Genomic DNA, 18,578 nt, shown 5'->3' on the forward strand with positions numbered 1-18,578 from the left:
ACCATCGAGTTCACTCGGCTATTCCCGTCCTGGGGTCCGAACCCCGATTGTTATTTGACAGACGCCAGTCTGGCGCTCAACAGCCACAGCAGTCACAGATTCTGTGGGCATGACGATCTGGGTGGCGGGAGTGACCGACGCGACGCAAGGGTCAGCTGCTAGTCGCTGGGCACCGGGACGCGGGCCCGCAGGTCGGCGGCGATCAGCCGGGCGGCGGCATTCTGCCAGTTGTGCAGCGAGCGCTGCGGCACCTCGGTCACCAACCACTGCCAGGCCTGGCGCGCGATCGGATCCAGCCCCGCGGCGGTGGCGCTCTGCGCATAAGCGCGCACTCCGGCGACGTAGGGGAAGTACAGCGAGTTGTAGTGACGCCACTGCTCGGTGGTCCCGAAATCGCCGGCGTCGCGTGGTTTGAGCCGCCCGATCGCCTCGGCGAGAACCGCCTTGAGCTCGTTGGCCCGCTCCAGCGGATGGTCGGGTGCGCCCCGCGCGGCGAGCCGCTCGTCGATCACCGGCAGCGCGGTCAATGGGCTGGCGACCAGCTTGCTCAGGTCAGCGTAATGCGCCAAGGCGCGGCGGGTGAGCCTGGCGAAGGTGGCGTCGTCGACGTGGACGAGCGGATCCGCCGAGCGCAGCGGCAACGCCGCGCCGGTGTTGCGCAGCGCCGCCCGATCCTCGCGCAGCGCAGGCGATTTCGCGAATGCCAGCCGGTCGAGCACCCCGGCCAGCGGATCCGCGAGCACCTGCACGGCGATCGCGACCCCCAGGCTGGTGAACAGCAGCACGGTGAGCGCGGTCTGCGCGGCGCGGTCGTCACGGGTCAGCGCGAGGCCGATCAGCGCCTGGGCGCCGAACAACACCGCAACCGCCACCGAACCGGCGAACGAGCGGAGCATGTCGGCGCGCAACGCCTGGCCTTCGTCGAAGGCGTCCCACAGGGCGACGGCGATCCCGAGGGAGAAGACGTCGATGCTCGTCGACGCGAGCGCCACCCAGCTGGGCACCAGACCCAGCGGAATGATCAGGATGGCGTTGCCCAGCGCGAAGAACAGGGTCGCGACGACCGCGAGCCCAACGGCCGACCGCGGCCGGCGGGGCTGCCGCAGCGCGACGGCCATCGCGGCGAAGGTGGATACCGAGATCGCCGCGAACATCACCCAGTGGCCCGTGCGCAGTGGCCCCTCGACGCTGCCGGCCAGCATCGCCCCGAATAGCGTCAGCGTCGCAACGCCGGCCACCAGCAGCACCTCTCGGGTGCGCGCCCTCGCACCGTCGCTGGGCCGGGACAGCTCGAGGAGAACGGCGAACCACGCCACACCGGGGATTGCCACCAGGTAGATCTCGACGCGGCTGAGCAGGTGCGCGCACTCCGGACCGACGGTCCGCACCGCGTCCAGCGCGACCACCAGCGCAAAACCGCACAGCCCAATCGCCGCCAAAACCAGCACCGGCTTCCGCGGATCGCGCGCGAGCAGGTACAGCCCGAGCCACCCGCTCAGCGTGAAAACCACCGCCGACAGCGCAGCCATGCACCCAGTCTGGCACGGGATCTAATGCGTGCCGACCCGCTGCGCCCGGCTCCGCCGCGCTTGCGATCGGCACGGGATCTAATGCGTGCCGACCCGCTGCGCCCGGCTCCGCCGCGCTTGCGATCGGCACGTGCTACTTGCCGTACCGACGGTGCCGTTGACTGTAGTCACGCAGCGCACGCAGGAAATCGACCCGGCGGAAGGCGGGCCAGTGCGCCTCCGTGAACCACATCTCCGAATACGCGCTCTGCCATAGCAGAAATCCCGAGAGGCGCTGCTCGCCCGACGTGCGGATCACCAGGTCAGGATCCGGTTGCCCGGAGGTGTAAAGGTTTTCGGAGATGCCGTCGACGGTGACCGCGTCGATGAGCTCATCGCCGGACGCACCGTTGGCAAGTTCCTTGCTCAACAGCGCCCGCACCGCGTCGACGATCTCGCGGCGGCCGCCGTAACCGACCGCGACGTTGACGTGGAACGGCGCCACGACCGGCGTCGACTCCACCGCGCCGCGCAGCCGCCGGGCTGGTTCCTCACCGAGCAACTCCAGATCGCCGACGGTGCGGACGCTCCAGCGGTTGGCCGGTGCGCAGATCTCCTCGACGACGTCGGTGATGATTTCGATGAGCCCGGCCAGCTCCTCGGGATCGCGCTGCAGGTTCTCCGTGGACAGCAGGTAGACCGTGGTCATCTCGATGCCGGCCTCCTGGCACCAGCGCAGCATCTCGGCAATCTTGGCGGCGCCCATGCGGTAGCCGTAGCTGACGTCGGTGTAGCCGGCGTCGCGCGCCCACCGCCGGTTGCCGTCGCACAAGACCGCGATGTGGCGGGGCAGGTGGGATTTGGACGACGCCAGACCCTGCCGCAATCGCAGCTCGTAGACGCGATACAGCGGCTCTTTGAGACGCGGCGGGATAATTTCCACGGAGACCCAGCCTACTGTGAGCTACACCAAATCCCCCCTGCCAATTCGGCGATCTCACCGCGCTGCGCTCACCACCGGACGGCGGTTGCCGATTACTGTGGCGGGTAATTAGCCCACTGGCAGTTTCTTGACCTGCACAACGAGGCCCCAGGAGATATGAGCAGCCAGACGAGGACGCCCGCCACCCCAGAGCGCGGAGCCGAGGCCATCACGCCCGGCAATACGGTCGAACAGCTTGTCGAAAGCGCGGCCAAGGTCTTAACCAAGCCCCGCATGCGGGGCTGGATCCACTTCTACTCGGCGTGGCTGGCGATCATCACCGGCGCCACCCTGGTCTCGGTGTCGTGGGCGGCGTCCTCACCGCGCGCCGGGCACTCGACGCTGGTCTATGCGGCGGCCACGGTGGCGATGTTCGCCGTCAGTGCCACCTATCACCGGGTGCAGTGGAAGTCCGACGCGGCCCGCAACCTGATGAAGCGGCTCGACCACTCGATGATCTTCGTCTTCATCGCCGGCAGCTACACGCCGTTCGCCCGCCTGGCGATGCCGCAGAAGACGGGGATGCTGGTCGAATGCATTGTCTGGGGCGGTGCGGCGGCGGGCATCCTGCTCAAGGTGTGCTGGCCGACGTCGCCGCGCTGGCTGGGCGTACCGCTGTACATCGTGCTCGGGTGGGTGGCCGTGTGGTTCTGTCCCACGATCCTGCACGAGGCGGGTGTGGCCGCGATGGTGCTGCTGGCCACCGGCGGTGTGTTCTACAGCGTCGGCGGCATCTTCTACGCGCTGCGCTGGCCCGACCCGTGGCCCAGCACGTTCGGCTACCACGAGATCTTCCACGCCTTCACCGTCGTCGCGGCGATCCTGCACTACATCGCCATGTGGTTCGCCGTCTTCTATACCGGGACCGGCGCCTGGCTGGCAGCTACAGGTGGGTGACGTCGGCGGCTGACCAGTAGGCCTTCATGTGAGCGACCTTGCCGTCCCCGTCGAACGCCATCACGGCGATCGGCTCGATCACCGTGCGGTGCTCCGCCGCGATGATCGTCACGCGGAAATGGAAGGCCGCCTCGTTGCCGACCACCCGCAGCGTCACCAGCTCGCATTCGCGCTGAACGTCGTTGACGGCGGAGTAGAAGCCGTGGATCGCCTGGCGCCCGATGTGCACCTCGCCGCCGACGGGATCCTCGACCGTGGCGTCATCGGCGTAGAGCTCGACCACATCGTCGGCGCCGCCCTTGGCGACCAGTTCGAGGTAACGGTTGACCGCATCGGTGATGTGTTCGACGCTCGGCATGAAACCTCACGCTACCGTGGCGCCGCCAGCGCCGCCGCGAGGTCTTCGGCGGTGGTGACCGGCAGGTCGCACACCCGGCCGCGGCACACGTAGGCGGCGTCTGCGCCGGCCACCCGGTCCCGGCCGGCCAGCAACGCCGACGAGTCCTTTTCGCCGCCCACGACGATCGCCCCGCCGGGCGCCAGCCGGCGCGCCTCCGCCAGCAGCGGTGACCGCGACGGATCGCAGGCGACCGCGATCTGCAGCGGCCCGCGAACCGCTGCTTCGGCCACCGCCAGCCAGTGTCCCGCCGAACGCGGCGCGCGCTCCAGCAGTAGCGAGTGCGCTCCGAGCGCCCCGGCCGCCGCGCGCAGGTACCGCTCCGCACGCTCCCCGTCGACCAGATGCGCGGCCGTCAAAAGCGCCTCGGTGATCGAGGACGCGCCCGACGGGGTTGCGCCGTCCAGCGGGTCGGCGGGCCGCACCATCAGCCGCTCGGCGTCGTCGGCGGTGTCGTACCAGCGACCCGGTTGCTGCGGGTCGGCGAAGTGCCGCAGCGCGGTGTCGAGCAGCTCGGCCGCCGCCGTCAGCCACGCGGCGTCGGCATCCAGCTGGTAGAGCGCGAGCAGGCCGGTGGCCAGCATCGCGTGGTCCTCGAGGACGGCGGCGCTGTCGCCGACCACCCCGCCCAGGCTGACCCGCCGCAGCCGTCCGTCGACGAGGTGCGAGCCCAGCAGCGCCGTCGCGCACTCTCGCGCGGCCCGGGCGAGTTTGGGGTCTCCCAACGCGACGCTGGCCTCGGCCAGCGCGGTGATCGCCAGGCCGTTCCAGGACGTGACGACCTTGTCGTCACGCCCGGGCTGGGTTCGGGTCAGGCGGGCGGCCAACAGGGCGGCCCGCACCCGCTCCCGCCGTTGCGGGTCACCGGGATCGGCGGGGGCTTGCAGCACCGAAGTTCCGTGTTCGAAGGTTCCGGTCGCGGTGACCGCGAAAACGGTTGCGGCCCAGGGTCCGTCGTCGGGGCCGAGCACTTCGGTCAGCTGCTCGGGCGTCCACACATACGTCGAGCCCTCGCGGCCGTCGGCGTCGGCGTCCAGCGACGACGTGAACACGGCGCCGTCGGCCAGGTCGTCGAGCAGGAATCGCGCGGTCTGGGCGGTGACCCGGCGCGCCAACGGGTCCCCGGTGCGCCGGGCCCAGTGCGCGTAGGCGCGCAGCAGCAACGCGTTGTCGTACAGCATCTTCTCGAAATGCGGTACCACCCAAGCGTTGTCGACGCTGTAGCGGGCGAAGCCACCGGCGAGCTGGTCGTAGATGCCGCCGCGGGCCATCGCATCGCCGGTGCGCGCGACCGCGTCCAGCGCCGCCGGCAATCCGGTGCGCTCGTAGTTGCGCAGCAGCGCCTCGAGAATCGCCGACGGCGGGAATTTGGGCGCACCGCCGAAGCCGCCGCACGCGGTGTCCTGGTCGTCGAGGATCGCGGCCACCGCGTGGTCGCACAGCGCCGGCGCGATGTCCGGGCCGCCGGAAGGCAGGCCGGCCGCCATTGCACGCAACTCGCCGACGATCGCGTCGGACGCCTCCTCCACCTCGCCACGGCGCTGGCTCCAGGTGGCGGAGACAGCCGAAAGTAGTTGCAGAAAACTATCTTTCGGATAGTAGGTGCCGCAGAAGAAGGGCCGGCCGTCCGGCGTCAGGAAACACGTCATCGGCCAACCACCGTGCCCGGTGAGGGCGACGGTGGCGTTCATGTAGACGGCGTCGAGATCCGGGCGCTCCTCCCGGTCGACCTTGATGCAGACGAATCCGGCGTTCAGGGCGGCGGCCACCTCGTCGTCCTCGAACGATTCGTGGGCCATGACGTGACACCAGTGGCAGGCCGCATAGCCGATGGAAAGCAGGATCGGCACGTCCCGCTCGGCCGCGGCCACCAGGGCCTGCGGGGTCCATTGCTGCCAGTGCACCGGGTTGTCGGCGTGCTGGCGCAAATACGGGCTGGTGGCCAACCCCAGGGTGTTCGTCGTGGCGGCGTCAGCCGGGCTCATCGCCGGGTCCCGGGGGCCGCTCCGCAGGATTAGGTTGGCCCGGGGTGCGCCCGTCGGCCGGGTCGACGGCGTCGGTGCCCTCGTCGGCAGCCTGGTCGGGCTCGGGGTGCTTGGGGTCGAACGACTCAGGCACCTTCTTGAGCTGCCGGTTCATCGACCGCAGCAGCAACAGCGTGGCGATCAACAGCAGCACGACGATCAACAGCCCGATCGGGCTGGCCTTGCCGAAGTCGGGCCCGGTGTGCTGCGGCGCGCCGTCCGCCAACGCGCTCGCCACCGCAACTAGGTGGTTCACCGGTCACTCTCGATTCCGGCGAACAGGTCGTCCTCGGGTAGCCGGACGGGGACTCGCGAGCGCGCCAGCTCGAATTCCTCCGTCGGCCACAGCCGCTGCTGCCACTCGATGGGCGCGGCGAAGAAGTCGTGCTCGGGGTCGATCTGAGTGGTGTGCGCCCGCAGCGCGTCGTCGCGTTGGCTGAAATACGCCGAGCATTCGACGCGCGTCGTCACCCGGGACTCGAAGGGATCGTGCGCGGCGTCCCAATGCTCGAGCCACTTCTTGAACGGAGGCTCCTGACCGTGTTTGACGGCCTCGTCGTGCAGCAATTGCATGCGGGCCCGCAGGAACCCGTGGATGTAGTAGAGCTTGGACACCGTCCACGGCTCGCCCGCGTCCGGAAAACGCCGATAGTCCCCGGCCGCCTCGAAGGCGCCGACCGAAACCTGGTGGCAGCGAATGTGGTCGGGATGCGGGTAGCCGCCGTTCTCGTCGTAGGTCGTCATCACGTGCGGGCGGAACTCGCGGACCACGCGGACCAATGCCTCGACCGACTCCTCCAGCGGCACCAGCGCGAAGCAGCCTTCCGGCAGCGGGGGCGGCGGGTCCCCTTGCGGCAAGCCGGAGTCAACGAAGCCGAGCCAGGTGTGCTCGACACCGAGGATCTCGGCGGCCTTCGCCATCTCGTCGCGGCGAATCTCGGCGATGTGGCCGTGCACCTCGGGCAGGTCCATCGCCGGGTTGAGAATGTCGCCCCGCTCGCCACCGGTCAGCGTCACCACCAGCACCCGGTGGCCCTCGTCGGCGTAGCGGGCGAGCGTGGCCGCGCCCTTGCTGGACTCGTCGTCGGGGTGGGCGTGCACCGCCATCAACCGCAGCTCGCTCACGTGCCCCCTTGTCGGTCAACTGGTCGCCGGTTGCGAACCTATAATTCCAGTTCTTCAGATCGTTGCATGCTGCCGGCCAGCCTCCGGCAGCCGACCATCCAGGCATACCCACCAAATGACCGAAACCTCCGCCTCACGTCCCGAGAGCCGCTACGGCCGCTCCCGGGTGCCCCGGCGTTGGGTGATCGTCGGCCTCGGCGCGCTGGTGGTCGCGGCCGGCCTGGTGATCGCCGTGGTCGGCTACCACCGGTTCGGCACCAGCCCCGTGACGGGCACGCTGGCCGGCTATCGGCTGATCGACGACCAGACCGCGTCGGTAACGATCAGCGTGACCCGATCCGATCCGTCGCGGCCGGTGGACTGCATCGTGCGGGTCCGGGCGAAGGACGGCAGCGAGACCGGCCGGCGGGAGGTGCTGGTCCCCCCGTCCGAGGCGGCCACCGTGCAGCTGACCACCACGGTGAAGTCCAGCAAACCGCCGGTGACGGCCGACATCTACGGATGCGGCACCGACGTGCCCGGCTATCTGCGGCCGGCGTGAGCCCCTAACAACAGCCGAACTGCGAATTTGGGGTCATCAAGTGTTTGCGCGGTGGTAACATGGGTGAATGCACGGTTCCTGATGGGACCGTGTATTGCTGCATTAAGGCCGTGAGCACAACGGATCGGCAGCACTCGGGCAGAGAACCCGGATACCTCCGGCAGTGGGGTTCAACACGCTTACGCGGTTACGCGGAACAACAAAACGAGGAGCGCGACGAGATGACGGACACTTCGGTGACGTGGCTGACCCAGGAGTCACATGACCGGCTGAAGGCGGAGCTCGATCAACTGATCGCGAATCGTCCGGTCATCGCCGCGGAGATCAACGACCGCCGGGAGGAAGGCGACCTTCGCGAGAACGGCGGCTACCACGCCGCCCGCGAGGAGCAGGGCCAGCAGGAGGCCCGCATTCGTCAGCTGCAGGACCTGCTCAACAACGCCAAGGTCGGCGAGGCGCCCAAGCAGTCCGGCGTCGCGTTGCCCGGTTCGGTGGTCAAGGTCTACTACAACGGCGACAAGTCGGACACCGAGACGTTCCTGATCGCCACCCGCCAGGAGGGCGTCAACGACGGCAAGCTCGAGGTGTACTCGCCCAACTCACCGCTGGGCGGCGCCCTGATCGACGCCAAGGTGGGCGAGACCCGCAGCTATGTCGTGCCCAACGGCAACACCGTCGAAGTCACGCTCGTCAGCGCGGAGCCCTACCACTCCTAACCCAGCCGCGGGCGGGGGCACCTCCCCCTTGCGAGTTGGGGGCGCCACCCACTTGCGAGCAGACGCAAAATCGCATCCATCGCGCCCTGCGCGTGCGATTTTGCGTCTGCTCGCGTGGTTAGCCCAGGGCCTGCTCCAGGTCGGCCAGCAGGTCCGCCACGTCTTCGATGCCGACCGACAGCCGCACCAGGTCGTCGGGCACTTCCAGTTGCGAACCGGCCGTCGACGCGTGCGTCATGGCGCTGGGGTGCTCGATCAGCGACTCCACGCCGCCGAGCGATTCGGCCAGGATGAACACCTCGGTGCGGGCGCACAGGTCCCGGGCGGCTTGGCGGCCGCCACGCATGCGCACCGACACCATGCCGCCGAACCCGCGCATCTGTCGAGCGGCGACCTCGTGCCCGGGGTGGCCCGCTAGGCCGGGATACAGCACGGCGCTCACCGCCGGCTGCCCGGCGAGGAATTCCGCTACGGCCGAGGCGTTTTCGCTGTGTCGCTGCATCCGCAGCACCAGGGTCTTCAGGCCGCGCATGGTCAGGTAGGCGTCGAACGGGCCGGGCACCGCGCCGGCGCCGTTCTGCAGGAACGCGAAGGCCGCGTCCAGCTCGGCGTCGTTGGTGATCAGCGCGCCGCCCACCACGTCGGAGTGGCCACCGATGTACTTGGTGGTCGAATGCAGTACCACGTCGGCACCCAGCGTCAGCGGCTGCTGTAGCGCCGGCGAGGCAAAAGTGTTGTCCACCAACACCTTCGACGAGGACTGTTTACCGATTTCGGCGAGCGCCGCGATGTCGGCGATGGACAGCAGCGGGTTGGTGGGCGTCTCCACCCAGATCAGCCGGGTCCGCGGCGTGATCGCCGCGCGGGCGGCGTCCAGGTCGGAGAGCGCGACCGGCGTGTACTGAACGCCCCACTGCGTGAACACCTTGTCGATCAGCCGGAAGGTGCCGCCGTACGCGTCGTTGGGGATGATCACGTGGTCGCCGGGCCGCAACATCGCCCGCAGGGCGCAGTCGGTGGCGGCCATGCCCGAGCCGAACGCCCGCCCGTGGCTGCCCTCTTCGACGGCCGCGAGCGACGCTTCGAGCGCGGCGCGCGTCGGGTTTCCGGTGCGCGCGTATTCAAACCCGCCGCGCAGCGTGCCGACGCCGTCCTGGGCGAAGGTGCTGCTGGCATAGATCGGTGCGTTGACCGCCCCGGTCGCCGGGTCCGGCCGGTAGCCGGCGTGAATCGCTTTGGTGGCGAGTCCGGTGAAGTGTCCGGTGCGGTCGGCGCTCATCGACGATCAGCCTAGGCGACGGCCGCCTGGGCTACCGCGCCCGCACGACTAGCCCGGCTGCTGCTCGGTTCCGTCGAGCGGCAGGCAGACGGTCGTCATGATCTTGTCCGCCAGCGTTTGCCGCTTCGAATCCCACAGCGGGAAAAGGAAACCGATGAAGCAGATGATCGCGTCGACAAAGTGCGCCAGCGAACGCACCACGGACATTCCGAACCCGATGGGCTGGCCGGTGACCTCGCTGACCACCTTGAACTTCATCACCGACTTACCGACGCTCGACCCGGTGGTGCCCTGGCGGTAGCCGTAGTTCCAGATCAGATACGCCAGCCCCACCAGCGACGCCAGCCACTGCGCGGCCAGGCCGAGCGCCGAGTTCTGCGTCGCGCAGTACTGGTTGACGGCGTACTGCGTGACGTCGGTGACGCAGGCCGTCTGCTGCGTGGCGACCAGAATCCCGGTGCCGATGCCGTGCACGACGGCGTACGGAAGGATGTCGATGACGAACGCCAGGAATCGGCTCAGCCACGGCGTGTAGGACTCCGTCGGCAACGTGCGGATCGCCGGCCCGGGAGGGGGCGGGGCGTACCCACCGGAGGACGGCGGGGGCGGCGGATAGGAGCCACCACCGGGCGGCGGCGGAGGCGGCGGGTAGGAAGCGCCGGCCGGTGCCGGGGGCGGGGTCTCCTGACCGCCGGATGATCCGGGCGGAGGTGGCGGGTAGGCGCCGCCGGGCGGCGGTTGATCGGTCATGAGCACCCCTTCCACTGCGGACCAGCTGAGCCAGGCGGCATTACAGTACCCGAGCGCACAGCGGCCCGGCGAGACATCGCCGCGCGCCGAACGGCCGCGTCGTCAGCGTCGCCCCGCCGGTCCACGAGGCCCGTCCGAAAGGAAGCCGAGCAGGTCATACCGGGTGATCACCCCGACCGGTTTGCCCTCCTCGACCACCATCAACGCGTCCCAGTCACGCAGCGCCTTGCCGGCCGCGCTGACCAACTCCCCCGCGCCGATCATCGGCAGCGGCGGGCTCATGTGTTGCGAGACCGCGTCGGCCAATTTGGCCCGACCCTCGAAGACCGCCGACAGCAGCTCGCGCTCGGAGACACTGCCGGCCACCTCGCCGGCCATCACCGGCGGTTCGGCGCCGACGACGGGCATCTGGGACACGCCGTACTCGCGCAGGATGCCGATGGCGTCCCGCACGGTCTCGGACGGATGCGTGTGCACCAGATCGGGCAGCTCGCCCGATTTGCGCCGCAGCACCTCACCGACCCTGGCTTGTTCGGTCGAGCCGTCGAGGCGGCTGCGCAGGAACCCGTAGGAGGACATCCAGGCGTCGTTGAAGATCTTCGCCATGTAGCCGCGGCCCCCGTCGGGCAGCAACACCACGATCAGCGCGTCGGGTCCGGCCTCCTCGGCCACCTTCAGCGCGGCCACCACTGCCATCCCGCACGACCCCCCGACCAGCATCGCCTCCTCGCGGGCCAGCCGCCTGGTCATGTCGAACGAGTCGGAGTCGGACACCGCGATGATCTCGTCGGGCACCGTGCGGTCGTATGCGTCCGGCCAGAAATCCTCGCCCACGCCCTCAACCAGGTAGGGCCGGCCGGTACCACCCGAATACACCGACCCTTCGGGGTCCGCGCCAATGATCCGCACCGACCCGTTGGATACCTCTTTGAGGTAGCGGCCCGCGCCGGTGATCGTGCCGCCGGTCCCGATGCCGGCGACGAAATGGGTCACTTTGCCGTCGGTGTCTGCCCAGATCTCCGGGCCGGTGGTGGCGTAGTGACTGGCTGGGCCCTCCGGGTTGGCGTACTGGTCTGGCTTCCACGCGCCGGCGATCTCCCGGGTCAGCCGGTCGGAAACGCTGTAGTAACTGTCCGGGTGCTCGGGCGGCACGGCGGTCGGGCAGACCACCACTTCGGCGCCGTAGGCGAGCAGCACGTTGCGTTTGTCCTCGCCGACCTTGTCGGGACAGACGAACACGCACTTGTACCCGCGCTGCTGCGCGACCAGCGCCAGGCCGACGCCGGTGTTACCGGAGGTGGGTTCGACGATGGTGCCGCCGGGCTTTAGGAGGCCGCCCGCCTCGGCGGCATCGATCATCCTGGCCGCGATCCGGTCTTTCGAGCTGCCCCCGGGGTTGAGGTACTCGACCTTGGCCGCCACGATGCCGGCGCCCTCGGGAACGACGGAATTCAGGCGAACGAGCGGCGTGCCGCCGATGAGCTCACTGATGTGCTGGGCGATCCGCATGCGTTCATCGTGTCAGGCACGTTCCGGGGGTGCACGACGTGCTTGCCCTTGGCGCCATGGCGGTTGCGCTAGCCGGTGGCCTCGCGGATATAGTCGCCGATCTGGCGCAGCGACCGAACCGCTTCCGGGACCATCGGCGCGGCCAATTGGAAGTCGTGAATCTGGCCGGGCCACACCCGCACCTCGGCCGGCACCCCGACCGCGGCCAACCGGCTCGCCGCCAGCCGCGCATCGTGCAGCAATACCTCGGACCCCGAGACGTGGATCAGCGTGCGCGGCAGTCCGGGCTTGATGTGCTCGAGCGGCTCGTAGATCTCCTCGGGCTTCCCCGCGACTTTGTGTTTGTCGGCCGAGCTGGCGACCAGTTCGGCCAGCGCGTCGAACGCCCGGTGCGAAAACATCGCGTCGGTGTTGATGTTGGGATGGGCCTGCTTGTCGTCCTTCGCCAGCTGCAGCAGTGGCGAGATCATCACCAGCGCCGCGGGCTCCTCGCCTTCCTCCTGGAGGCGTTGTGCCAGCGCGAGCGCCAGGTAGCCACCGGCGGAGTCGCCGGCCAGCACGATCTGATCGGGCTGGTATCCCCGCAACCGCAACCACTGGTAGCCGTCGTGGCAGTCGTCGAGAGCCATCCCGATCGAGTGCTTGGGCAGCAGCCGGTAGTTGACCACCAGGACCGGCGAATCGGCGAACTGTGACAGCGCCTCGACCAGCCGGCCGTGCGAGTTCGCCCCGCACGTCAGGAACGCGCCGCCGTGGAAGTAGACCACCACCCGGCGGGTGCCGTCGGCGGGCAGCACGCCGGGCGCTCGCACCAGCTGCGCCGAGGCGTTGGGCAGCTTCACCGTCTCGCGGACGGTGGCCGACACCGGCAGCACCACCCGGGCCGCCAGGTCGATCAGCCCCCAGGGCCAGGGGAAGTTGGGGGCGTGGCTGCCGACGGACAGCACCGGCCGGATGGTCACCCGCGACGTCAGGTTGGCCAACCGCGCAGCAACGCTGGGCCCGGATTCGAGGACCTCGACCGGCGCGCCGTCGCTCATCGCGTATCGGCGCGTCTCGGCGCGACGCGCCTTGAGAACTTGATAAGGACGAAGGGCAGTCCAGGGCGAGCCGGATACGTTACCGGGTGCGCTCATGCTCAACACTTCCTACGCCGTCGTAGTGCGATACAGCATGTGACGAGGCAGCTGAGAGTCTGGTTCAGCCGTGCGCTCAAGGCACTCAGCCAACCCCGCGGACTCAGCTTGACAGCCACTTCTTAAGAGAACATTTAAAGAGTCCGATTTGTTACCAAGTTCGATTCGGGCTGTGACCGGATTGTTGGCTGGCCGACCCCGCAAACATGCAAGCCCATCTAAACTGGAATCCGTGACCATGCGGGTGCCCCGTCGTTCGGCGATCGCCCTGGCCACCGCAGGCGCCCTCGCCTCGACAGGAACTGCCTATCTGGGCGCGCGCAACCTGCTCGTCGGCCAGGCCACGCACGCGCGCACCGTCATCCCCAAATCATGGGAGATCCCGCCGCGCGCCGACGGCGTGTACACCCGCGGCGGCGGGCCGGTGGAGCGGTGGCACCGCGGCATGCCCGTCGACCTGCATCTGATGATCTTCGGTGATTCCACGGCCGCCGGGTACGGCTGCGTGAGCGCAGAGGAAGTGCCCGGGGTGCAGATCGCGCGCGGCCTCGCCGAACAGACCGGCAAGCGAATCCGGCTGAGCACCAAGGCCATCGTTGGCGCCACGTCGAAAGGCGTGTGCGGCCAAGTGGATGCGATGTTCGTGGCCGGGGCGCCGCCGGACGCCGCGGTGATCATGGTGGGCGCCAACGACGTGACGGCCCTCAATGGCGTCAGCCAGTCGGCGCAGCGCCTGGGGCTCAGCGTTCGCAAACTGCGCGCCCGCGGCGCGGTGGTGATCGCCGGCACCTGCCCGGACCTGGGCGTCATCACCGCCATTCCCCAACCGCTTCGGTCGCTGGCACACGAGCGTTGCTCGCAATTGGCGCGCGCCCAGGCGGCAGCGGTGCGGGCCGCCGGCGGCATGCCGGTACCGCTCGGGCAGTTGATGACACCGCAGTTCCGGTCGACGCCGCAGGTGATGTTCTCCCCCGACGGCTTCCATCCGTCCGCCCCGGCCTACGCGATCGCGGCCGACGCGCTGCTGCGGGCGCTATGTGAGGCGCTGGGCGAGAAAGTCGACATCCCGCCGTTGGAATTGGCGGCGTCGACGACCCCGCCGGTGCTGGGTCAGCGGCACACCCGAACCAGCGTGATGTCACGGCTGTGGCGGCGGCCGGCACCAGGACCCGCCCCGTCCTCGTGCCCGCCGGTTCGCAACGACTAGATTTGTCGTAGTCCGCCGGCGTCGAGTCAACGGTTTGTGAAGCGAGCCCGCCGGAATCCGGGAAGGATTTGAAGGGAACCGTCATGCCTGAAGCCGTTATCGTCTCCGCCGCCCGCTCGCCGATCGGTCGCGCGATGAAGGGGTCGCTGGTGTCCATGCGGCCCGACGACCTGGCCGCCCAGATGGTGCGGGCGGCACTCGACAAGGTGCCCGCGCTCAACCCCCACCAGATCGACGACCTCATCCTGGGCTGCGGCCTGCCCGGCGGCGAGTCCGGCTTCAACATGGCGCGCGTCGTCGCCGTCGAACTCGGCTACGACTTCCTGCCCGGCACCACCGTCAACCGGTACTGCTCCTCGTCGCTGCAGACGACCCGGATGGCGTTCCACGCCATCAAGGCCGGCGAGGGCGACGCGTTCATCTCCGCCGGTGTGGAGACCGTGTCGCGGTTCGGCAAGGGCAACTCCGACTCATGGCCGGACACCAAGAACCCGCTGTTCGGCGAGGCCGAGGAGCGCACCGCCGCCGCGGCGGGCGGCGCCGACGAATGGCACGACCCGCGGGCCGATGGGAACCTGCCCGACGTCTACATCGCGATGGGGCAGACCGCCGAGAACGTCGCCATTCTCACCGGCGTCAGCCGCGAGGACCAGGACCGTTGGGGCGTGCGCAGCCAGAACCGCGCCGAGGAAGCGATCAAGAGCGGGTTCTTCGAGCGCGAGATCGTCCCGGTGACCCTGCCGGATGGAAGCACCGTCAGCACCGACGACGGACCCCGTGCCGGCACCACCTACGAGAAGGTCAGCGAGCTCAAGCCGGTGTTCCGGCCCAACGGCACCGTGACCGCGGGCAACGCGTGCCCGCTGAACGACGGCGCCGCCGCGTTGGTGATCACCAGTGACACCAAGGCCAAGGAGCTCGGTCTGACGCCGCTGGCGCGGATCGTGTCCACCGGCGTCAGCGGTCTCTCGCCGGAGATCATGGGCCTGGGCCCGATCGAGGCGTGCAAGAAAGCGTTGGCGCGGGCGGGTATGTCGATCAACGACATGGACCTCTACGAGATCAACGAGGCGTTCGCGGTGCAGGTGCTAGGCTCGGCGCGCGAGCTGGGCATGGACGAGGACAAGCTGAACGTCTCCGGCGGGGCGATCGCGCTGGGGCACCCGTTCGGCATGACCGGCGCGCGGATTGCGACCACGCTGATCAACAACCTGCAGACACACGACAAGACGTTCGGTCTGGAGACCATGTGTGTCGGTGGCGGGCAGGGCATGGCGATGATCATCGAGCGGCTCAGCTGACGGGCTTGTCCGTCAGCTGAGCCCGTCGGGTGTACGGCGCTGGGCTTCGCGGGTGCGTTCAGGGCGGTCAGCGTGCGATCAGGGACTCGCGCGTGCGTTGACGGCTTTGAGCGTGCGTCCACGGCGCGAAATTCGCCGAAATCCCGCCACCAGCGCACACCCGACGCCACCAGCGCACACCCGCAGCCGTGAGCGCACCCTCGACGCCCCGCACGAAACGGCCAGCACGAAAGGACCGGCACGAAAGGACCGGCACGCCGATGGCGTGCCGGTCTTTTCGTTGACGAGAGCTAGTCGTTCTGCAGGTAACTGAGCAGGCGCAGGATCTCGATGTACAGCCAGACCAGCGTCACGGTCAGGCCCAGCGCGATGCCCCAGGCCGCCCTGTCCGGCGCCCCGGCGCGCACCATCTGGTCGGCCGCGTCGAAGTCGATCAGGAAGCTGAACGCCGCGATCGCGATGCACACCAGCGAGAAGATGATGGCGATCGGTCCGCCGCTGCGCAGGCCCAGGCCGGTGCCGCCGCCGACGTGGAACATTGCGAGCACAAAATTGCCCAGCATCAGGAACAGCACGCCGAACATCGCGGCGACCAGCATCCGAGTGAACTTGGGCGTCACCCGGATGGCCCCCGTCTTGTAGACGACAAGCATGCCGAAGAACACCCCGAAGGTGCCCAGGACGGCCTCCCCGATCAGCGCGCCGGCGTTGGCATGCGAGACGGAGAAATTGGCGAAGACGAACGAGATGGCGCCCAGGAAGAGCCCCTCGAGCACCGCGTAGCTGAGCACGATGGCCGGGCTGTCCTGCTTGCGGCCGAAGGTGGCGACCAGCACCAGCCCCAGGCCGCCCAGCGCGCCGATCATGGTCAGCGGCATCGCCAGCGCCAGGTTGGACGCCACCAGGAAGTAGGAGACCACGGCGGACACCGCCAGCACGGCCAGCGTGATGCCGGTCTTGGTGACGACGTCATCGATGGTCAGCGGGCGCGACGCCCTGGCTTCCTGGTACGGAGCTTGGTAGGGCGCCGCGTAGGGGTCGGCTCCGTAGCCATAGCCCTGCATCGGGGGCGCGCCCGTGCCGAACTGCGCGTACCCACCCTGCTGCTTGGGCAGCGAACGAAATACCGGGTTGCTTGTCTCCCGCACCGTCGGATCCTCTCTATTGGCTTCGAGCTCCGCGAACACAATCTCAACGAGCAGCGTTCCGTCCGAGTTCCCAGCGGAGCTGGGCATTTTCCGGCGCCTCGAGCCTTTGCTGCTGGCGTCGGCTTAAAGATAACCCTTACCCGCGGGTATGGCGCCGGTCGTCACAATCTAGATTTTTCGTCGAGGGTGACCCGGCGATAGGAGGCTAAGGCGTGACGGAAGAATTCGACGAGGTTCTCACCCGCATCGACGGCGACGTCGGTCTGATCACGCTCAACCGCCCCAAGGCGATCAACTCGCTGAATCAGCCGATGGTGGACGCGCTGCGCGTCATCCTCTCCGACTGGGCGGACGACGACGCGGTGCGGGCCGTGGTGCTCTCCGGCGCCGGGGAGCGCGGGTTGTGCGCCGGCGGCGACGTGGTCTCCATCTACCACAGCGCGCGCAAGGACGGCGTCGAGGCGCGACGGTTCTGGCACGACGAGTATCTCCTCAACGCCCAGATCGCCGATTTCTGCAAGCCATACGTGGCGCTGATGGACGGCATCGTGATGGGCGGCGGGGTCGGCGTCAGCGCGCACGCAAACATCCGCGTGGTGACGGACACGTCCAAGATCGCGATGCCCGAGGTCGGCATCGGCTTCGTTCCCGACGTGGGTGGGGTGTTCCTGCTGTCGCGCGCGCCCGGTGGGCTGGGTTTGCACGCCGCGCTGACCGGGGCGCCGTTTTCCGGGGCCGACGCCATCGCCATGGGATTCGCCGACCACTACGTGCCGCACCAGGATCTCGAGGCGTTCACCCGGGCGATCGTCGCCGACGGCGTGCAGAGCGCCCTCGCCAAGCACGCCGTCGAGCCGCCACCAAGCGAGCTTGCAGCACAACGCTTTTGGATCGACGATTGCTACGCGGGTGACACGGTCGATGACATCGTCGCCGCGCTTCGCGGGCACGCCGCCGGCCCGGCCACCGCGGCGGCCGACCTGATCTCCACCCGCTCGCCGATCTCGTTGTCGGTGACGCTGGCGGCCGTCCGGCGCGCCGCCAAATTAGAGACGGTGAAAGACGTTCTGATTCAGGACTACCGGGTGTCGTCGGCGTCGCTGAGATCGCACGACCTGGTGGAGGGCATCCGGGCGCAGCTGATCGACAAGGATCGCGACCCGAAGTGGTCGCCGGCCACGCTGGACGCGGTGACCGCCGCCGACGTCGAGGCGTATTTCGCCCCGGTGGATGACGACTTGAGTTTTTAGAAAGGCGATTTGGATGACAGACCCCACTGCCAACAACTACGAAACCATTTTGGTCGAACGCGACGGGCGCGTCGGCACCATCACCCTGAACCGGCCCAAGGCGCTCAACGCGCTGAACACTCAGGTGATGACCGAAGTCACCAGCGCTGCAACGGAGCTGGACAACGACCCCGGCATCGGGGCGATCATCATCACCGGGTCGGCCAAGGCGTTCGCCGCCGGCGCCGACATCAAGGAGATGGCCGGCCTGACGTTCGCCGACGCGTTCGACGCCGACTTCTTCGGCCCCTGGGCAAAACTGGCCGCCGTCCGCACCCCGACCATCGCCGCGGTGGCCGGGCATGCGCTCGGCGGTGGCTGCGAGCTCGCCATGATGTGCGACGTGTTGATCGCCGCCGACACGGCGAAATTCGGCCAGCCCGAAATCAAACTCGGTGTGCTGCCGGGCATGGGCGGTTCGCAGCGCCTGACCCGCGCCATCGGCAAGGCCAAGGCCATGGACCTCATCCTGACCGGGCGCACCATCGACGCCGCCGAAGCCGAACGCAGCGGCCTCGTTTCGCGCGTGGTGCCCGCCGACGACCTGCTCACCGAGGCCAAGGCCGTCGCCACCACCATTTCGCAAATGTCACGCTCGGCGGCCCGGATGGCCAAGGAGGCCGTCAACCGCGCGTTCGAATCGACCTTGTCCGAAGGACTTCTCTACGAACGTCGGCTCTTCCACTCGACCTTCGCGACCGACGACCAGTCCGAGGGCATGACGGCGTTCATCGAGAAGCGCGCTCCGAACTTCACGCACCGGTAAGCC

18 protein-coding genes are annotated in these 18,578 nt (G+C 68.7%); 7 read left to right on the top strand and 11 right to left on the bottom strand.

Annotation, left to right across the window (positions count from 1 at the left end; translation table 11 throughout):
* Positions 1–158: 158 nt before the first annotated feature.
* On the bottom strand, positions 159–1,529 hold the full coding sequence (locus tag A5695_RS19860) for a hypothetical protein (RefSeq protein ID WP_068085992.1): 1,371 nt from the start codon (positions 1,527–1,529) through the stop codon (positions 159–161).
* A 133-nt stretch (positions 1,530–1,662) separates the two neighbouring features.
* A complete protein-coding gene (locus A5695_RS19865; protein ID WP_068085994.1) occupies positions 1,663–2,451 on the bottom strand; it encodes a (2Z,6E)-farnesyl diphosphate synthase in 789 nt (262 codons plus the stop codon).
* A 156-nt stretch (positions 2,452–2,607) separates the two neighbouring features.
* On the opposite strand from A5695_RS19865, the gene A5695_RS19870 reads away from it, so the two are divergent.
* On the top strand, positions 2,608–3,387 hold the full coding sequence (locus A5695_RS19870; RefSeq protein WP_068085995.1) for a hemolysin III family protein: 780 nt from the start codon (positions 2,608–2,610) through the stop codon (positions 3,385–3,387).
* Here A5695_RS19870 and A5695_RS19875 read toward each other — a convergent pair.
* Genes A5695_RS19875 through mca form a run of 4 tightly spaced genes read right to left on the bottom strand, consistent with a single transcriptional unit; the run spans position 3,374 to position 6,933 of the window.
* The gene (locus tag A5695_RS19875; RefSeq protein ID WP_068086002.1) at positions 3,374–3,745 is read right to left on the bottom strand and encodes a nuclear transport factor 2 family protein; all 372 of its coding nucleotides are present in this window, start codon (positions 3,743–3,745) and stop codon (positions 3,374–3,376) included. The genes A5695_RS19870 and A5695_RS19875 overlap by 14 nt on opposite strands.
* An 11-nt stretch (positions 3,746–3,756) precedes the next feature.
* The gene (locus A5695_RS19880; RefSeq protein WP_068086005.1) at positions 3,757–5,769 is read right to left on the bottom strand and encodes a thioredoxin domain-containing protein; all 2,013 of its coding nucleotides are present in this window, start codon (positions 5,767–5,769) and stop codon (positions 3,757–3,759) included.
* A complete protein-coding gene (locus tag A5695_RS19885; RefSeq protein WP_068086008.1) occupies positions 5,756–6,064 on the bottom strand; it encodes a hypothetical protein in 309 nt (102 codons plus the stop codon). The genes A5695_RS19880 and A5695_RS19885 overlap by 14 nt, the downstream gene beginning before the upstream one ends.
* Positions 6,061–6,933: a mycothiol conjugate amidase Mca gene (mca, locus tag A5695_RS19890; RefSeq protein ID WP_068086011.1), complete on the bottom strand. Its 873-nt coding sequence runs from the start codon at positions 6,931–6,933 to the stop codon at positions 6,061–6,063. Before mca ends, A5695_RS19885 begins: the two co-directional genes overlap by 4 nt.
* 115 nt (positions 6,934–7,048) lie before the next feature.
* Here mca and A5695_RS19895 point away from each other — a divergent pair, with 115 nt between their 5' ends.
* Both A5695_RS19895 and greA read left to right on the top strand, forming a co-directional pair.
* Positions 7,049–7,474: a DUF4307 domain-containing protein gene (locus tag A5695_RS19895; RefSeq protein ID WP_068086014.1), complete on the top strand. Its 426-nt coding sequence runs from the start codon at positions 7,049–7,051 to the stop codon at positions 7,472–7,474.
* Positions 7,475–7,695: 221 nt separating this feature from the next.
* On the top strand, positions 7,696–8,190 hold the full coding sequence (gene greA, locus A5695_RS19900) for a transcription elongation factor GreA (protein ID WP_007168983.1): 495 nt from the start codon (positions 7,696–7,698) through the stop codon (positions 8,188–8,190).
* Between the two features lie 118 nt (positions 8,191–8,308).
* On the opposite strand, the gene A5695_RS19905 is transcribed toward greA, so the two are convergent.
* From A5695_RS19905 to A5695_RS19920, 4 genes are all read right to left on the bottom strand, one after another.
* Positions 8,309–9,469: a cystathionine gamma-synthase gene (locus tag A5695_RS19905; protein ID WP_068086024.1), complete on the bottom strand. Its 1,161-nt coding sequence runs from the start codon at positions 9,467–9,469 to the stop codon at positions 8,309–8,311.
* A gap of 48 nt (positions 9,470–9,517) precedes the next feature.
* Positions 9,518–10,219, bottom strand: coding sequence for an RDD family protein (locus A5695_RS19910; protein WP_068086231.1), 702 nt, complete (start codon positions 10,217–10,219; stop codon positions 9,518–9,520).
* A 102-nt stretch (positions 10,220–10,321) separates the two neighbouring features.
* Positions 10,322–11,728 carry a cystathionine beta-synthase gene (locus tag A5695_RS19915; RefSeq protein WP_068086027.1) on the bottom strand — a complete coding sequence of 469 codons (1,407 nt, stop codon included), beginning with the start codon at positions 11,726–11,728 and terminating at the stop codon, positions 10,322–10,324.
* Positions 11,729–11,796: 68 nt separating this feature from the next.
* Entirely contained in the window at positions 11,797–12,864 is a 1,068-nt protein-coding gene (locus A5695_RS19920) for an alpha/beta hydrolase fold domain-containing protein (protein ID WP_068086029.1), read from the bottom strand.
* 244 nt (positions 12,865–13,108) lie between these two features.
* On the opposite strand from A5695_RS19920, the gene A5695_RS19925 reads away from it, so the two are divergent.
* Together A5695_RS19925 and A5695_RS19930 are read left to right on the top strand one after the other, a co-directional pair.
* Positions 13,109–14,071: an SGNH/GDSL hydrolase family protein gene (locus tag A5695_RS19925; RefSeq protein WP_156749764.1), complete on the top strand. Its 963-nt coding sequence runs from the start codon at positions 13,109–13,111 to the stop codon at positions 14,069–14,071.
* An 83-nt stretch (positions 14,072–14,154) separates the two neighbouring features.
* Positions 14,155–15,372: an acetyl-CoA C-acetyltransferase gene (locus tag A5695_RS19930; protein ID WP_068086035.1), complete on the top strand. Its 1,218-nt coding sequence runs from the start codon at positions 14,155–14,157 to the stop codon at positions 15,370–15,372.
* A gap of 290 nt (positions 15,373–15,662) precedes the next feature.
* Here the strand turns inward: A5695_RS19930 and A5695_RS19935 are convergent, their stop codons facing one another.
* Positions 15,663–16,520: a Bax inhibitor-1/YccA family protein gene (locus A5695_RS19935; RefSeq protein ID WP_068086234.1), complete on the bottom strand. Its 858-nt coding sequence runs from the start codon at positions 16,518–16,520 to the stop codon at positions 15,663–15,665.
* A gap of 212 nt (positions 16,521–16,732) precedes the next feature.
* Between A5695_RS19935 and A5695_RS19940 the strand changes: the two genes are divergently transcribed.
* Complete coding sequence (locus tag A5695_RS19940; RefSeq protein WP_068086039.1) at positions 16,733–17,770, top strand: enoyl-CoA hydratase/isomerase family protein; 1,038 nt, start codon at positions 16,733–16,735, stop codon at positions 17,768–17,770.
* Between the two features lie 13 nt (positions 17,771–17,783).
* Entirely contained in the window at positions 17,784–18,575 is a 792-nt protein-coding gene (locus A5695_RS19945) for an enoyl-CoA hydratase (RefSeq protein ID WP_068086044.1), read from the top strand.
* Positions 18,576–18,578 lie beyond the last annotated feature (3 nt).

The sequence above is a fragment of the Mycobacterium sp. E1747 genome, assembly GCF_001667775.1.
Classification (GTDB): domain Bacteria; phylum Actinomycetota; class Actinomycetes; order Mycobacteriales; family Mycobacteriaceae; genus Mycobacterium.